Here is a 13,020-nt window from a genome sequence, read left to right as displayed (position 1 = left end):
GCTCGCGCAGTATAGTTAAACCAAGGGCAGGTTTGTTATAAGCCGCGTAACCCGTAATCAGGCTGGATCACATCCGGTGTGGTCATTATAGGGTCAGCATCGGGGCTAAACATACTTTTAGCTCCCGCCTGCACGTCGTCTTTCTCATCATACTCGCCTTTGTTAAACACTTTGGTATCAACAGAGTTAATGAAAGTATTAAAACCTTCATCCATCCAGGCAAACTTACGTTCGTTTGATCCTACGATCATCGGGAACCAGTTGTGGCCAAACTCATGATTGGTTACACCCCACAGGCCGCCGGTTTTTGAGGTCCAGCCGCAGAAAACAATACCAGGATATTCCATACCGCCCACTATACCGGCAACGTTGGTTGCAACCGGGTAAGTATATTCAAACCATTGTTGCGAGTAAAGCTCAATACAAGCCTTCACATACTCTGTCGAACGGCCCCGTGCATCGTTACCTTTAACTTCGGCCGGATAAACAGATTGCGCCAGCGCTTTTTTACCGCTTGGCAGGTTAATGCGTGCTGCGTCCCAAACAAATGCTTTTGATGCCGCCCAGGCTACATCGCGGGTTTGTTTACAGAAAAAATGCCAGGTAAGCGTTGGTTTTTGAGGGTATGATTTTGGATTAGCTATATCAGCTTCGTCCCTTATCATTACAGTTTTTTCGCTGCTTTTAGCAGCAGCTAAACGGCTTAACGCAGTTGGCGATAACACTTCGGTTGGGTTTAATAGTTCGCCCGATCCGGTAACTATCAGTCCCGCTGGTGCGGTAATGGTATAATCAATATTACCATATTCCGGTAAAACTCAGATGCACCCATGTATGGGATAGTGTTCCAGCCGCTTATATCATCATAAACTTCCATGCGGGGGAACCATTGTGCAATTTCATAGATCCAACCGGCTTTAGTTTTTAAACGTCCCATGCGGTCGGTACCATACTCGGGCACATCAAACGCGTAATCAACCTTGATATCAATTTTTTACCCCCGCTTTAAGCGAATCCTTTAGCTTGATCTGCATGCGGGTATCCGTAATCAGGTAATTAGCTTTTTCGGCTTTACCGTTGGTGATAATGTAAACGCCTTTTATCTCGTTGCCATTGGTATAACTTTTATTGGTAAAGCGACCACCTGTTACCGGGCTGGTAGCCTGCGCGCGCGAATCTTCGCGGTAGATGTTCTGATCAACCTGCAGCCATAAAAACGGTAAGCCGTCCGGGCTATTATTGGTATAAGTTATAACTGCCGATCCGGTTACCCGGTGTTTGGCGGTATCCAATGTTACATTCAGTTTATAGTCTGCACGGTTTTGCCAGTATTTTGAACTTGGCGCGCCGCCCGCTGTGCGGGTTTGCGTACTGTTTTGCTGGTAAAACAACGGATTAAATACTTTATGCTGATCATACTTTGGCGGAGCAGTTTCGGTAGTTTGTGCTTTTACAGCCGGGCGCTTGCTATTAACGACAGCGCAAAAATAACTTTGTTTACTTTCATGTTAATGGATCAGTGTGATGAGATGATAAAGATATGTTATAGGAATAAATATTCAAAGAGTTGAATAGAAAGGCAGAAAAGAAATCTTATAGTATTTGCGGACAATTGATAAATAAGCATGGCGTTGCCCCCGCCCGTGCTTTCCGCACATACACCTGCAGTTCTCCTAAAGGCAGAAAAGCCATTATCCACGTAAAACCTAAAAAAAATCGCACATCATCAAAACAAATAGCCTTAAAAAGTGTTTAGTTTCCTATACATTACCTATATTAGTAAACGTTATTACAGTATAATCTATCCTTTAAAACAAAATGGCTAAAATTCTTATAATTGATGATGAGCGCGCTATCCGCAGCACGTTGCGCGAGATACTTGAATACGAAGACTACGAAGTTGAAGATGTTGACAACGGAATAGACGGACTTGAGCTAATAGCTAAAAACGACTACGACCTTGTACTATGCGACATAAAAATGAGCCGCATGGATGGCATGGAGGTGCTAAGCGAAGGTTTAGCTATTAAGCCTGATCTGCCTTTCATTATGATATCGGGCCATGGCACGGTTGAAACCGCCGTAGAGGCCAGCAAAAAAGGCGCTTTTGATTTCATCTCAAAACCACCTGATCTTAACCGCTTATTAATTACCGTACGCAACGCCTTAGACCGCGGGAGCCTGGTGGTTGAAACCAAGGTATTAAAACGCAAGGTATCCAAAGTACGCCCAATTTTAGGCGAATCGACCCCCATTGCCAAGATCAAGGAAACCATAGAACGTGTTGCCCCGACTGATGCCCGTGTGCTTATTACAGGTGCTAACGGTGCCGGTAAAGAGCTGGTGGCAAGATGGCTGCACGAGAAGTCAAACCGCAGTAACGCCCCATTGATAGAGGTTAACTGCGCGGCTATCCCGTCGGAGTTGATTGAGAGCGAGTTATTCGGACACGAGAAGGGTTCGTTTACCTCGGCTATTAAACAGCGCATAGGTAAGTTTGAATCAGCATCGGGCGGTACTTTATTTATGGATGAGATTGGCGACATGAGCTTATCCGCGCAAGCGAAAGTATTGCGCGCCCTGCAAGAAAACAAGATAACCCGTGTTGGCGGTGAAAAGGAAATAGATGTTGATGTGCGCGTGGTAGCGGCAACCAACAAGGACCTGCTGAAAGAGATAGAAGCCGGAAACTTCCGTATGGATCTTTACCACCGCCTGAGCGTTATCCTGATTCATGTACCACCACTAACCGAGCGACGTGACGACATTGCGCTGCTTACCCAGAGCTTTTTAGAGGAAATCTGTATGGATTATGGCATGCCGGTAAAAAAGGTGTCAGAAGGCGCTATGGAGGCTTTAAAAGCCCTGCCATGGACAGGTAACATCCGCGAGCTGCGTAACATGGTTGAACGCCTGATCATCCTAAGCGATAAAACTATTACCGAGGACGATGTTAAGGCATTTGCCAACCCATCGGCCCCGGCTGCTGCAAATGCACAACCCGCCGCGCCGCAAACCGACTTTAACCAGTTCAAGAACTTCCGGGATTATAAAGACTTTGCCGAGCGCGAGTACATCAAATTTAAACTCGAAAAGAATAATTGGAACGTATCAAAAACCGCTGATGATATTGATATTCAGCGCAGTCACTTATACAGTAAGATAGAAAAGTACGGATTGAAGCGGGGCGAATAAGATAACCCTGCAAAATCCCGGATGCGGAATATATGCTGTTAAAAACAGAAATATTCCGCATCTTCGTTTTATAATAAACTGAAATCATTAACCAAATACCTCACAACATGAAAAGATTAACCTTATTAATTGCCTTGTTTGTCATTGCCTGCACATCGGCATTCGCGCAGATAACCCGCGAGCAATCTGTAGCCGAATGGAAACGCGCCAAAGCTTACACCAAAGCCTACTTAGATGCTATGCCGGCTGATGGCTACACCTTTAAAGCAACACCCGAAGTACGTACATTCGCTCAGCAGTTTCTGCACCTTGCCGATGCTACGTACTACTTCATTTCGGCCGCAAGCGGCAAGCCAAGCCCCGTTGGTAAAACGTCTGTTGAAAAACAGTAGCGCAAACCAAAGAGGCCACAACCAAAGCGGTTTTGGATAGCTATGATTTTGCCATCGCCACTATTGAAGGTATGACTGATGCTGATTTGCAGCAAATGTCATCGGCAGAAGGCATGAAAGCTACCAAGGGACTGATCCCGGCAAAAGGCTTTGAGCATCAAACTCACCACCGCGGCCAAACTACCATTTACCTGCGTTTAAAAGGCGTAACGCCTCCGGGCGAGATGCTGTTTTAACATAACAATCAAGTGCATAAGAGCCATTCCGTACCACCATTCGGAGTGGCTTTTTGTTATAAACACTTTTATTTAATTTGCATTTGCTAATATTTTTAGCAAATTTGCTGTGTGAATCAAAACTCTGTTGAAGTAAAGACCGAATCGCGGGTACTGTTTATTGATATGGACAGCTACTTTGCCCGATGCGAGCAGCAAGCTAACTACTGGCTGCGCAACCGGCCGGTGGGTGTTTGTGTATATACGGGCAAGTATGGCTGCGTTATTTCTTTGTCGACAGAGGCTAAAGCAAGAGGTTTAAAGGCAGGTATGCGCTTAAACGATGCCATGGCTGCCTGCCCTGACCTGGTGCCCGTAGAGAGCAACCCTGCACGTTATCGCGAGTATCACACAAAGATCATTAACCTGCTGTGCAAATACAGTAAAGATGTGGTTGCCAAAAGCATTGATGAGGCTATAATCAACCTCACTCACTACGACCATCTTGACCCGGTAACTGTAGCTAAGCAAATTAAACGTGATATCCTTGAAAAGGTGGGCGATTGGCTAACCTGCTCGGTAGGCATTGCGCCTAATGCTTTCCTGGCCAAGCTGGCCTCGGTACGCGGCAAAAAGCAGGGCGGCCTGCTGCTCATCACCCATCAAAACATTGACGAGGTACTGCGCCCACTTAAGCTGGGCGATATGCCGGGCATTGGCGCTAACATGAGTTATCGGTTAGAGCGTGCGGGTATAAAAACGCCGCTTGAAATGCGCTATGCAGGCCCTGATAAGCTTAAGCAGATTTTTAAGGGTATTGAAGGCATATACTGGCATTACCGCCTTAACTTTATCGAAACCAACATTGTAGCGCATGATTACCGCGGGATGCAAGCCATGCGGCAGATCTCGAAAGAAAAAGAGAGACGCCTGGCTATATCGATCAGCTGTTTATGACGCTTTGCCTTACACTGGAGAAACGCATGGTGAGCCATAAGTTTTATTGTAAATCGGTAGGGTTTACGGCAAGGTATGAGGATGGCACCCGCTGGGATGATGCCTTTACCGTTACTACCCCAGTGCAGGACGCAATAAGTTTGATGCAAATGATCCGCATAAGGGTTGAGAAGTTTGAAAAGCTGACCGGCTGCTCCCCCATCTTTAATACCGAGATTACCCAGATGCGGGTGGCGGTTACCAATTTTGTAAACAATGGCAATATGCTTTACAGCTTGTTTGAAGATATGGACCGTAAAGAAACAGCACTAAAAACCATGCACGAAATTAAGGACAAATTTGGGTCTGATAAACTCATCCGCGCTATTGAGATGACGGATGGGAAGGTGATAAAAGATGTAATAGGTTTTGGCTCTGTTAAGGATTTAACGGAGCTGGATTATAAGGCCTAACTTTAGTTCAACAACTTTTTTTTCTGAGCGTCATATTCTTCTTTTGTTATGGCGCCCGAATCCATTAGTGCTTTTAGTTTTTTGATCTCATCAGCAACCGAACCTGTGGTTGCGGGTTTAGCACTATCCGGCGTTTTGCAGGGTTTAATTTCGCAGGCCTCAATGGCATCATCAATAAAAACGGTGTAGCGCATCGGTCCGCCCGGGTTTACGCTAAATAGGTATTTATCTACCCCATTTACCTTCATTTTGCGGATATTTTTCACAACGGCTACAGCGTTGGCAAACTCTTTAGGTAAGGAACGTGTACTACGCGGATTAGGTATTATGCCATGATCTTCAAGATATAAAAACGTACCATCGGGTTTGGTGCCCCTGCCCAGTCGTACAGTATCTCCTATTTTGTAAGTAACACCATTTGAGGCCTTGTACTCCGTAACAGTTGAACCACCAAATAAGCCCCGGGCTTTGGTTAGAAATGGAGTAATTATAAGTATTGTGAATAATATTCTTTTCATACGATAGTAAGCGATTTAACCAAGGTAGCTAATTCCGAACAAATATGCCAATTTATCACCCAAAAATCCTATTTTTGCGGCTGAATGAAGCACATACGTAACTTTTGTATAATAGCACATATTGACCACGGTAAAAGTACCCTTGCCGATAGGTTATTAGAGTATACCAACACCATTACCCAACGCGAAAGCCAGGCCCAGTTATTGGACGATATGGACCTTGAGCGCGAGCGCGGCATCACCATAAAAAGCCATGCCATACAAATGGATTATGAGCTTGACGGGCATAAATATGTTCTGAACCTGATCGACACTCCCGGCCACGTGGATTTTCATATGAAGTATCCCGCTCGATAGCAGCCTGCGAGGGAGCATTGCTGATCGTGGACGCGGCGCAGGGTATCCAGGCGCAAACCATATCAAACCTTTATCTGGCTTTGGAGAACGACCTCGGAGATCATCCCGGTGCTAAACAAAATGGACCTGCCCGGCGCTATGCCCGAGGAAGTAAAGGACCAGATTGTTGAGCTGATAGGCTGCAAACGCGAAGATATCTTAGCCGCATCCGGCAAAACCGGTATGGGTGTACATGATATTTTACGCGCCATTATTGAACGCGTCCCCGCCCCTGTCGGCGACCCTGAAGCTCCTTTACAGGCATTGATCTTCGATTCGGTCTATAACTCATTCCGCGGTATCGTGGCTTACTTTAAGGTAGTTAACGGCGAGATCCGTAAAGGCGACCGGGTAAAGTTCTTCGCTACTGAGAAGCAGTACATTGCTGAAGAAGTAGGCACACTTAAATTGAAACAACAGCCTAAAGACGTTATTAAAACCGGCGACGTAGGGTACATCATATCAGGCATCAAGGAATCGCGCGAGGTAAAAGTTGGTGACACCATTACCACCATTAACCGCCCGTGCGAAGTCGGTATACAAGGTTTTGAGGAAGTTAAACCAATGGTATTCGCGGGCATCTACCCTGTTGATACGGATGATTTTGAAGAACTGCGCGAATCAATGGCTAAGCTGCAATTGAATGATGCTTCGCTGGTTTTCGAGCCGGAATCATCAGCTGCTTTAGGCTTTGGTTTCCGTTGCGGTTTCCTGGGCATGCTTCATATGGAGATCATCCGGGGAACGGTTGGAGCGCGAGTTTAATATGACGGTTATTACAACCGTACCCAACGTATCGTACCGGCTTACTCAACTAAAGGCGAAGAGATCGTTGTAAATAACCCTTCTGACCTACCCGACCCGAGTAAAATTGATCGCGTAGAAGAGCCTTATATTAAAGCCACTATCATTACCAAGTCTGACTTTGTTGGCCCGGTGATGTCGCTTTGTATCCAGAAACGTGGTTTCATCAAAAATCAATCCTATCTGACATCAGATCGTGTTGAGTTGGTTTTCGAGATGCCAATGGGCGAGATTGTATTTGATTTCTATGATAAGCTGAAAACCATATCAAAAGGTTATGCGTCGTTTGATTATCACCAGATAGGTTACCGTCCAAGCGACCTGGTGCGTTTGGATATCAAACTAAACTCAGAGCCGGTTGATGCTTTATCGTCACTGATCTTCCGTGGTAACTCTTACGATTTTGGTAAGAAGATCTGCGAGAAGCTGAAGGAGCTTTTACCGCGCCAGCAGTTCGAGATCATTATCCGGGCATCCATAGGTGCCAAGATCATTGCCCGCGAAACTGTAAAAGCTATGCGTAAAGATGTAACGGCCAAATGTTATGGTGGTGATATATCGCGTAAGCGTAAACTATTAGAGAAACAAAAAGCCGGTAAAAAACGCATGCGCCAGGTTGGTAATGTGGAGATACCGCAAAGCGCATTTATGGCGGTTTTGAAACTTGATTAACACTTAGATTTAAGACTATCAAATTTTTATCTCACGTCTCAAATCTCACATCTCATATCTACAATGCAATTACTCGACGGAAAATACGTATCAGAAAAACTTAAAGGTGAAATAGCCCAGCAAGCGGCTGATTATTTGGCTACAAGTGGTCGCAAGCCGCATTTGGTTGCCGTATTGGTTGGCCACGACGGTGGCAGTGAAACCTATGTTGCCAGCAAGATAAAAAACTGTGAGAACGTAGGCTTTAAATCAAGCCTGGTGCGTTATGAAGATACGGTTACCGAAGCAGAACTGCTAAAAAAGTAGAAGAGCTTAATGCTGATGCTGATATTGACGGCATCATCGTACAACTTCCCTTACCCAAACATATTGACCCTGAGAAAGTGACCGAGCGTATTGATTACCGAAAGGATGTTGACGGTTTCCACCCGGTTAATTTGGGACGGATGCAGCGTAATTTGCCATCGTTTATACCCGCTACACCATATGGTATTACTTTAATGCTGAAAGAATACGGCATTGATACTGTTGGTAAACACTGTGTTGTTGTGGGCCGCAGTAACATTGTTGGCTCGCCTATGAGTATCCTAATGGCGCGTAACACTACTCCCGGCAACTGTACGGTAACCATTTGCCATAGCCGCACACCTGACATCAAAAAGTTTACGCTTGACGCCGACATCCTGATAGTAGCCATAGGCAAAAAGAATTTTATTACCGCCGATATGGTGAAGGACGGCGTAGTAGTTATTGACGTAGGCATGAACCGCGAAACATCAACCGTAACCAAATCTGGCTTTAAGCTTTATGGTGATGTTGATTTTGAGAACGTGGCGCCAAAATCATCTTACATAACCCCGGTACCCGGCGGCGTTGGGTTAATGACCATTATCGGGTTACTGAAGAATACGTTAGCTTCGGCTACGAAAGAGGTATATCAATAACAGAGTCTTTTTCTTTTGTCATTCTGAGCGATAGCGAAGAATCCTATAAAATTGACAGATAGCGAACTTGTATTATGTATAAGATCCTTCGCTATCGCTCAGGATGACAACCTTCTTTACGTAAACGCGTTTCTGACCTTCTCAAAAAAGACATTATCCCCACATACACCCCGTCTTCCCGCACTTCAACAGGGTAAATATCCACAAAATCATTCTGGCCGGGCTGCCCTTGCCGGTATGGATATCATAGCTATACCTGTGGAGGGGGCATATCAGCTTGCCATCTTTACACCAGCCACCGCTTAGTTCGCCACCGGCATGCGGACAGGTGGAGCCGAGCGCGTAGATACCGCCATCATAACCAACCAAACAAATGCCTTTGCCGGCTAATTTAACTTTTTTAATAAAAGGCTGGTTTATGGGTTGAAGGTCGGGTACTTTATACCAGGTCATAGCCAGTTAAAAATCGATCTTCAGGTTCATTATCGATGGGTCCTTAATGGCATCGTCCATTGTAGTTATCAGCGTAACCTTGCGCCTGTCGGCGGATAGTATTGCTTTGGAGTTATTCACCTTTTTAACCGGTTTAGCAAAGTTTAACACCACTTTATAAGGCATATCTATTAGCATAGCTTTGGCCATGCTTAATGTGCTTTGGGTTTTCTTTAAAAAAGCGTTAAATTTTACCTTATCAACTATGCGGTAAAATTTATGCGGGGTAACCTCATATTTATAATAATCCTGTCCGGCAACCAACTGCTGCGCATCAAACCCACGGGCCTGGGCACTACTTTTAGTGGCTGCTCCAAATTGGTTACCCATAGGCATTTTCGAGAAATGTTCAAGGTAGTATTGCAGTTCGGCGGCGTTTTTTGCTGAGTGGGTAACACTCATCTTCATGATATTTTTTTGGAGGTCCATTTTTATGGCCGGTTGCTTTTATCGGCCATAGCCAGTTCCTCCTTGGTCAATTTTCGTTCAAGGCTATCAGGCACGGCGGCTAAAAAGCTCATTGTAGTATCCTTCACCAGGTTAAACTGGGCGCTTTGCTTTACAGAATCGGTCATCAGGTTTTTAAAAACTGATATGGCGCGGCCCATATCAAACCCGTAAACTACATTACATGATCCATCCAGCTTAAAGTCATAATGCTCCTCTATATCCACGCATGACGTGAAGCTGAGTATCATTAAAAAGACGATAGATATGTATAGCTTCTTCATTAAATCAAATGTAACTAATTGAGATGAAAGGAAAAAGGTTATAAAGTCATTTAATCTTCAGCGCTATAGCCTACATCCACGCAGTCAAGTCCCTTATTAGCTATCTTTTCAAACCTGCCGGTTTTTTTGTTAGCCCTCCGTGCCTGTAAAATATCGGTATAATGCTCTTTTGCTTTATAGGTTACCATCGCGATAATTTCGTTATCTGTCTTTTCATGTAGTGTGCATGATGACATCAAAACAATCCTCTTTTTGCCCAATTTATTAAGCATGATAGTGTCAAGGAGCTTATATTTTACATTCCCTTTTAACGGAATAATTTTATTGAAAATGATAATAGTATTAACGCCGTTAAATACGCTACTTAAACCATAATGGTCATTCATAGGTTCAATTAGCACACCCTGTTGTTCTTTGTAACCTTTAAATTCGGTCAATTCATTAATAAATCTATATTCACGCCCTATAATATTGTGGCTTGATTGATTTTGTTGCTGAGCTAATGCATCGTTAAAAAAAGCGCGGCAAATGTTAGACATGTCATCATTATTCTCATTTTGCTAAAATACAATCATTAATTAAAGAGATTGTTAACTATCACCTAAATCTCACCTTTTACCTTACAGCTTTAACCTTTCGGCTCAAAAACGTACCTTTGCGCCCTATTATGGCACACCAGGTTCCGGACGACGGCACATTACTTCCTTTAATGGAAGAGTTTTATACGATACAGGGGAGGGATATCATACCGGTAAAGCGGCATATTTTATTCGCCTTGGTGGGTGCGATGTGGGATGCCACTGGTGCGATGTTAAAGAAAGCTGGGACGCCGAGCTCCACCCATTAACCCCTGCCGATAAAATTGTTGAAAATGCCATGCTTTATCCCGGCAAGGCAGTAGTTGTTACCGGCGGCGAACCGCTGATCTATAACCCGGATTACCTGACAGCACAATTACAACAAAAGGGCATTAAAACTTTTATTGAAACATCAGGCGCTTACCCCCTTTCGGGCCATTGGGACTGGATCTGTTTATCGCCTAAAAAGTTTAAGGGCCCTACCTTGCAGGTGGCACAGCATGCTAACGAGTTAAAAGTTATCATCTTCAATAAATCAGACTTTGAATTTGCCGAACATCATGCTACCCTGGTGGGCGAAGGCTGCAAATTATATTTGCAGCCCGAGTGGTCTAAATCAAAAGAAATGACGCCGCTTATCGTTGATTATGTAATGAATAATCCTAAATGGGAAATATCTTTACAAACGCATAAGTATTTAAATATCCCCTAATAGTTTTAACTTAGCGTATAAAACTATTGTATCCTTAAGGATGAGAACTGTACTATTTCTTGTTTTATTTCTTTTTTCAGGTGTATTTGCTTTTGGGCAGGATTCATATTCAACCACCGATAAGGAAGCTATTAAAAACTTCGTAGCAGCCAACCAGGGCGGTTAACGATCACGAATATGACAAGGCCATCGCGTTTTTTCAAAAAGCCATTGATAATGATGCCAAATTCATAGAGGCCCACGCCATGCTGGGCGATATTATGCAAAAGCAACGTAATTTAAAGGGTGCCATAACAGAGTTTAGAAAAGTTATTGCTATTAACCCCGACTATAGCCGTTTGGTATATTCAAAAGTAGCTGATATGGAAGTATCAGAAGCTATGTACCCCGAGGCGCTGGCGCATTTACAAAAGTATTTAAGTATTGCCGGCATAACAGATCAAGGTAAAACTTACGCTCAAAAACTTGTTAAGGATTGCATTTTTGCTATGGAGGCTGTAAAACACCCCATTGCATTTAAACCCATTAATATGGGGCCCAATATCAACACAGCTAATGATGAATATTCGCCGGTATCAACAGCTGATGATAAAACCATCATCTACACCCGCCAGATAGCATTGAATGAGGACTTTTATCAAAGCACCAAGGCAAATAACGAGTGGCAAAAATCTGTTTATTTAAGCGATAGGATCAATACACCAAATTATAATGAAGGGTCTGAATCGATATCACAGGATGGTAAGTTTTTGTTCTTTACAGGCTGTAACCGCCCGGATGGACATGGGCGCTGCGATATTTATGTGACACAAAAAAGGCTGAGGATTGGGGCAAGCCATTCAGCCTAAGCTCGCCGGTTAATACGGGTGGCTGGGAATCGCAACCATCTATCAGTGCCGACGGACGTACCTTATATTTTGTAAGTAACCGTAAAGGCGGTTATGGAGGTTATGATATCTGGAAATCAACCCTGACGGCAAATGGCTGGGGCGAACCGGAAAACCTCGGGGCCAACTGTTAATACAACCTATAACGAGCAATCGCCGTTTATTCACCCGGATGATAGTACGCTTTACTTCTGCTCTAACGGCTGGCCGGGTATGGGCGGACAAGATCTGTTTGTTAGCCGCTTAGCTAAGGATGGCAAATGGCAGGCGCCAAAAACCCGGGCTATCCCATTAATACCAATGGCGACGAAAGCGGGCTAAGCCTTACCGCGAATGGCAGTTATGCCTTTTTCTCATCAAACAAGCTGGATGGCTATGGTGGTTTTGATATTTACACCTTTGAACTACCGGTAGAGCTTCGACCGCATATGGTAACCTACGTAAAAGGTTTTGTAAGCGATGCCAGGACACACCAACCGCTTGAATCGGCAGTGGAGATCATAGCGCTCGATAACAACAAGGCTGTTTACCGGGATTATAGTTCGGTTGAGAAGGGCGATTTCTGGCTACTATTGCCGCGGGCAAAAATTATGGTTTAAATATATCCATGCCGGGTTACCTGTTTTACTCAGAAAACTTCTCGTTAGCCGGACATACCTCAAGCAATCCGTTTAATATTGTGGCATTGCTTGAGCCTATTGAAGTTGGTAATAAAGTGATATTAAAGAACATTTTCTTCGACACCAATAAATATCAGCTGGAAGTTGAATCCAAATCAGAGCTACAAAAACTATTAGAATTTTTAGCGCTGAACCCTACTGTACATATAGAAATATCAGGCCATACAGATAATGTGGGCAATGATGACTTGAACCAGAAGCTTTCAGAGAACCGCGCCAAATCGGTTTACGATTATTTGTTGAGTGGCAAGGTTGATCCCGGGAGGTTAATTTATAAAGGGTATGGTAAGTCACAGCCTATTGCTCCTAATGATAACGATGAGAACCGCGCCAAAAACCGAAGGACAGAGTTTAAGATAACGGCTAAATAAAAAGAGCCTTCAAAATTATTTGAA

General features: G+C 44.1%; 17 protein-coding genes and 3 pseudogenes. 12 read left to right on the top strand and 8 right to left on the bottom strand.

Going from position 1 to position 13,020, the window contains the following annotated elements:
* Window positions 1-35 precede the first annotated feature (35 nt).
* From HK413_RS00820 to HK413_RS00810, 3 genes are read right to left on the bottom strand one after another with little or no spacing between them, the layout of a single operon-like run.
* Entirely contained in the window at window positions 36-725 is a 690-nt protein-coding gene (locus HK413_RS00820) for a gluzincin family metallopeptidase (protein WP_175268790.1), read from the bottom strand.
* A gap of 38 nt (window positions 726-763) precedes the next feature.
* The gene (locus HK413_RS00815) at window positions 764-961 is read right to left on the bottom strand and encodes a hypothetical protein (protein WP_175268789.1); all 198 of its coding nucleotides are present in this window, start codon (window positions 959-961) and stop codon (window positions 764-766) included.
* Between the two features lie 25 nt (window positions 962-986).
* Window positions 987-1,391 (bottom strand): gluzincin family metallopeptidase, encoded by a 405-nt coding sequence (locus tag HK413_RS00810; RefSeq protein WP_175268788.1) that lies wholly within the window; start codon window positions 1,389-1,391, stop codon window positions 987-989.
* 427 nt (window positions 1,392-1,818) lie between these two features.
* On the opposite strand from HK413_RS00810, the gene HK413_RS00805 reads away from it, so the two are divergent.
* The 5 genes from HK413_RS00805 (at window position 1,819) to HK413_RS14215 (ending at window position 5,211) form a co-directional block, all read left to right on the top strand.
* Entirely contained in the window at window positions 1,819-3,195 is a 1,377-nt protein-coding gene (locus HK413_RS00805; protein ID WP_175268787.1) for a sigma-54-dependent transcriptional regulator, read from the top strand.
* A 107-nt stretch (window positions 3,196-3,302) separates the two neighbouring features.
* Window positions 3,303-3,587, top strand: coding sequence for a DinB family protein (locus HK413_RS14230; RefSeq protein WP_217451897.1), 285 nt, complete (start codon window positions 3,303-3,305; stop codon window positions 3,585-3,587).
* Between the two features lie 32 nt (window positions 3,588-3,619).
* Window positions 3,620-3,823: a DinB family protein gene (locus HK413_RS14225; protein ID WP_217451896.1), complete on the top strand. Its 204-nt coding sequence runs from the start codon at window positions 3,620-3,622 to the stop codon at window positions 3,821-3,823.
* Between the two features lie 111 nt (window positions 3,824-3,934).
* Window positions 3,935-4,759 carry a DNA polymerase Y family protein gene (locus HK413_RS14220; protein ID WP_217451895.1) on the top strand — a complete coding sequence of 275 codons (825 nt, stop codon included), beginning with the start codon at window positions 3,935-3,937 and terminating at the stop codon, window positions 4,757-4,759.
* Complete coding sequence (locus HK413_RS14215; protein ID WP_217451894.1) at window positions 4,756-5,211, top strand: DinB/UmuC family translesion DNA polymerase; 456 nt, start codon at window positions 4,756-4,758, stop codon at window positions 5,209-5,211. Before HK413_RS14220 ends, HK413_RS14215 begins: the two co-directional genes overlap by 4 nt.
* Window positions 5,212-5,213: 2 nt before the next feature.
* On the opposite strand, the gene HK413_RS00790 is transcribed toward HK413_RS14215, so the two are convergent.
* Window positions 5,214-5,729, bottom strand: a complete 516-nt coding sequence (locus tag HK413_RS00790; protein ID WP_175268786.1) for an SHOCT domain-containing protein — start codon at window positions 5,727-5,729, stop codon at window positions 5,214-5,216.
* 84 nt (window positions 5,730-5,813) lie between these two features.
* On the opposite strand from HK413_RS00790, the pseudogene lepA reads away from it, so the two are divergent.
* Window positions 5,814-7,601 (top strand): annotated as a pseudogene (gene lepA / locus HK413_RS00785) (translation elongation factor 4).
* Window positions 7,602-7,664: 63 nt separating this feature from the next.
* Window positions 7,665-8,545, top strand: a pseudogene (locus HK413_RS00780) (bifunctional 5,10-methylenetetrahydrofolate dehydrogenase/5,10-methenyltetrahydrofolate cyclohydrolase).
* Between the two features lie 153 nt (window positions 8,546-8,698).
* Here HK413_RS00780 and HK413_RS00775 read toward each other — a convergent pair.
* From HK413_RS00775 to HK413_RS00760, 4 genes are read right to left on the bottom strand one after another with little or no spacing between them, the layout of a single operon-like run.
* Complete coding sequence (locus HK413_RS00775; RefSeq protein WP_246229465.1) at window positions 8,699-8,998, bottom strand: Rieske (2Fe-2S) protein; 300 nt, start codon at window positions 8,996-8,998, stop codon at window positions 8,699-8,701.
* 6 nt (window positions 8,999-9,004) lie between these two features.
* On the bottom strand, window positions 9,005-9,466 hold the full coding sequence (locus tag HK413_RS00770) for a hypothetical protein (RefSeq protein ID WP_175268785.1): 462 nt from the start codon (window positions 9,464-9,466) through the stop codon (window positions 9,005-9,007).
* 2 nt (window positions 9,467-9,468) lie between these two features.
* On the bottom strand, window positions 9,469-9,768 hold the full coding sequence (locus tag HK413_RS00765) for a hypothetical protein (RefSeq protein WP_217451893.1): 300 nt from the start codon (window positions 9,766-9,768) through the stop codon (window positions 9,469-9,471).
* A 50-nt stretch (window positions 9,769-9,818) separates the two neighbouring features.
* On the bottom strand, window positions 9,819-10,307 hold the full coding sequence (locus HK413_RS00760; RefSeq protein ID WP_175268783.1) for a hypothetical protein: 489 nt from the start codon (window positions 10,305-10,307) through the stop codon (window positions 9,819-9,821).
* A 128-nt stretch (window positions 10,308-10,435) separates the two neighbouring features.
* Between HK413_RS00760 and HK413_RS00755 the strand changes: the two are divergent.
* From HK413_RS00755 to HK413_RS00730, 5 genes and pseudogenes are all read left to right on the top strand, one after another.
* Window positions 10,436-11,058, top strand: a pseudogene (locus tag HK413_RS00755) (7-carboxy-7-deazaguanine synthase QueE).
* A 188-nt stretch (window positions 11,059-11,246) separates the two neighbouring features.
* Window positions 11,247-11,906 carry a hypothetical protein gene (locus HK413_RS00750; RefSeq protein WP_394353094.1) on the top strand — a complete coding sequence of 220 codons (660 nt, stop codon included), beginning with the start codon at window positions 11,247-11,249 and terminating at the stop codon, window positions 11,904-11,906.
* Between the two features lie 132 nt (window positions 11,907-12,038).
* Complete coding sequence (locus HK413_RS00740; protein ID WP_175268781.1) at window positions 12,039-12,266, top strand: PD40 domain-containing protein; 228 nt, start codon at window positions 12,039-12,041, stop codon at window positions 12,264-12,266.
* Window positions 12,206-12,544: a peptidase associated/transthyretin-like domain-containing protein gene (locus HK413_RS00735; RefSeq protein WP_175268780.1), complete on the top strand. Its 339-nt coding sequence runs from the start codon at window positions 12,206-12,208 to the stop codon at window positions 12,542-12,544. The genes HK413_RS00740 and HK413_RS00735 overlap by 61 nt, the downstream gene beginning before the upstream one ends.
* A gap of 8 nt (window positions 12,545-12,552) precedes the next feature.
* Entirely contained in the window at window positions 12,553-12,996 is a 444-nt protein-coding gene (locus tag HK413_RS00730; RefSeq protein ID WP_175268779.1) for an OmpA family protein, read from the top strand.
* Window positions 12,997-13,020 lie beyond the last annotated feature (24 nt).

This window comes from Mucilaginibacter humi, from assembly GCF_013087555.1.
The sequence above is the reverse complement of the archived record's forward strand: the minus strand, read 5'-3'. Positions and strand labels throughout refer to the sequence as shown.

Coding starts and splice junctions, on each gene's coding strand:
- HK413_RS00740 (WP_175268781.1), top strand. CDS start 12,039: ATGGCTGGGGCGAACCGGAAAACCTCGGGGCCAACTGTTAATACAACC.
- HK413_RS00735 (WP_175268780.1), top strand. CDS start 12,206: ATGGCAGGCGCCAAAAACCCGGGCTATCCCATTAATACCAATGGCGAC.
- HK413_RS14230 (WP_217451897.1), top strand. CDS start 3,303: ATGAAAAGATTAACCTTATTAATTGCCTTGTTTGTCATTGCCTGCACA.
- HK413_RS00790 (WP_175268786.1), bottom strand. CDS start 5,729: ATGAAAAGAATATTATTCACAATACTTATAATTACTCCATTTCTAACC.
- HK413_RS00775 (WP_246229465.1), bottom strand. CDS start 8,998: ATGACCTGGTATAAAGTACCCGACCTTCAACCCATAAACCAGCCTTTT.
- HK413_RS00805 (WP_175268787.1), top strand. CDS start 1,819: ATGGCTAAAATTCTTATAATTGATGATGAGCGCGCTATCCGCAGCACG.
- HK413_RS00770 (WP_175268785.1), bottom strand. CDS start 9,466: ATGGACCTCCAAAAAAATATCATGAAGATGAGTGTTACCCACTCAGCA.
- HK413_RS14215 (WP_217451894.1), top strand. CDS start 4,756: ATGACGCTTTGCCTTACACTGGAGAAACGCATGGTGAGCCATAAGTTT.
- HK413_RS00730 (WP_175268779.1), top strand. CDS start 12,553: ATGCCGGGTTACCTGTTTTACTCAGAAAACTTCTCGTTAGCCGGACAT.
- HK413_RS00765 (WP_217451893.1), bottom strand. CDS start 9,768: ATGAAGAAGCTATACATATCTATCGTCTTTTTAATGATACTCAGCTTC.
- HK413_RS00760 (WP_175268783.1), bottom strand. CDS start 10,307: ATGTCTAACATTTGCCGCGCTTTTTTTAACGATGCATTAGCTCAGCAA.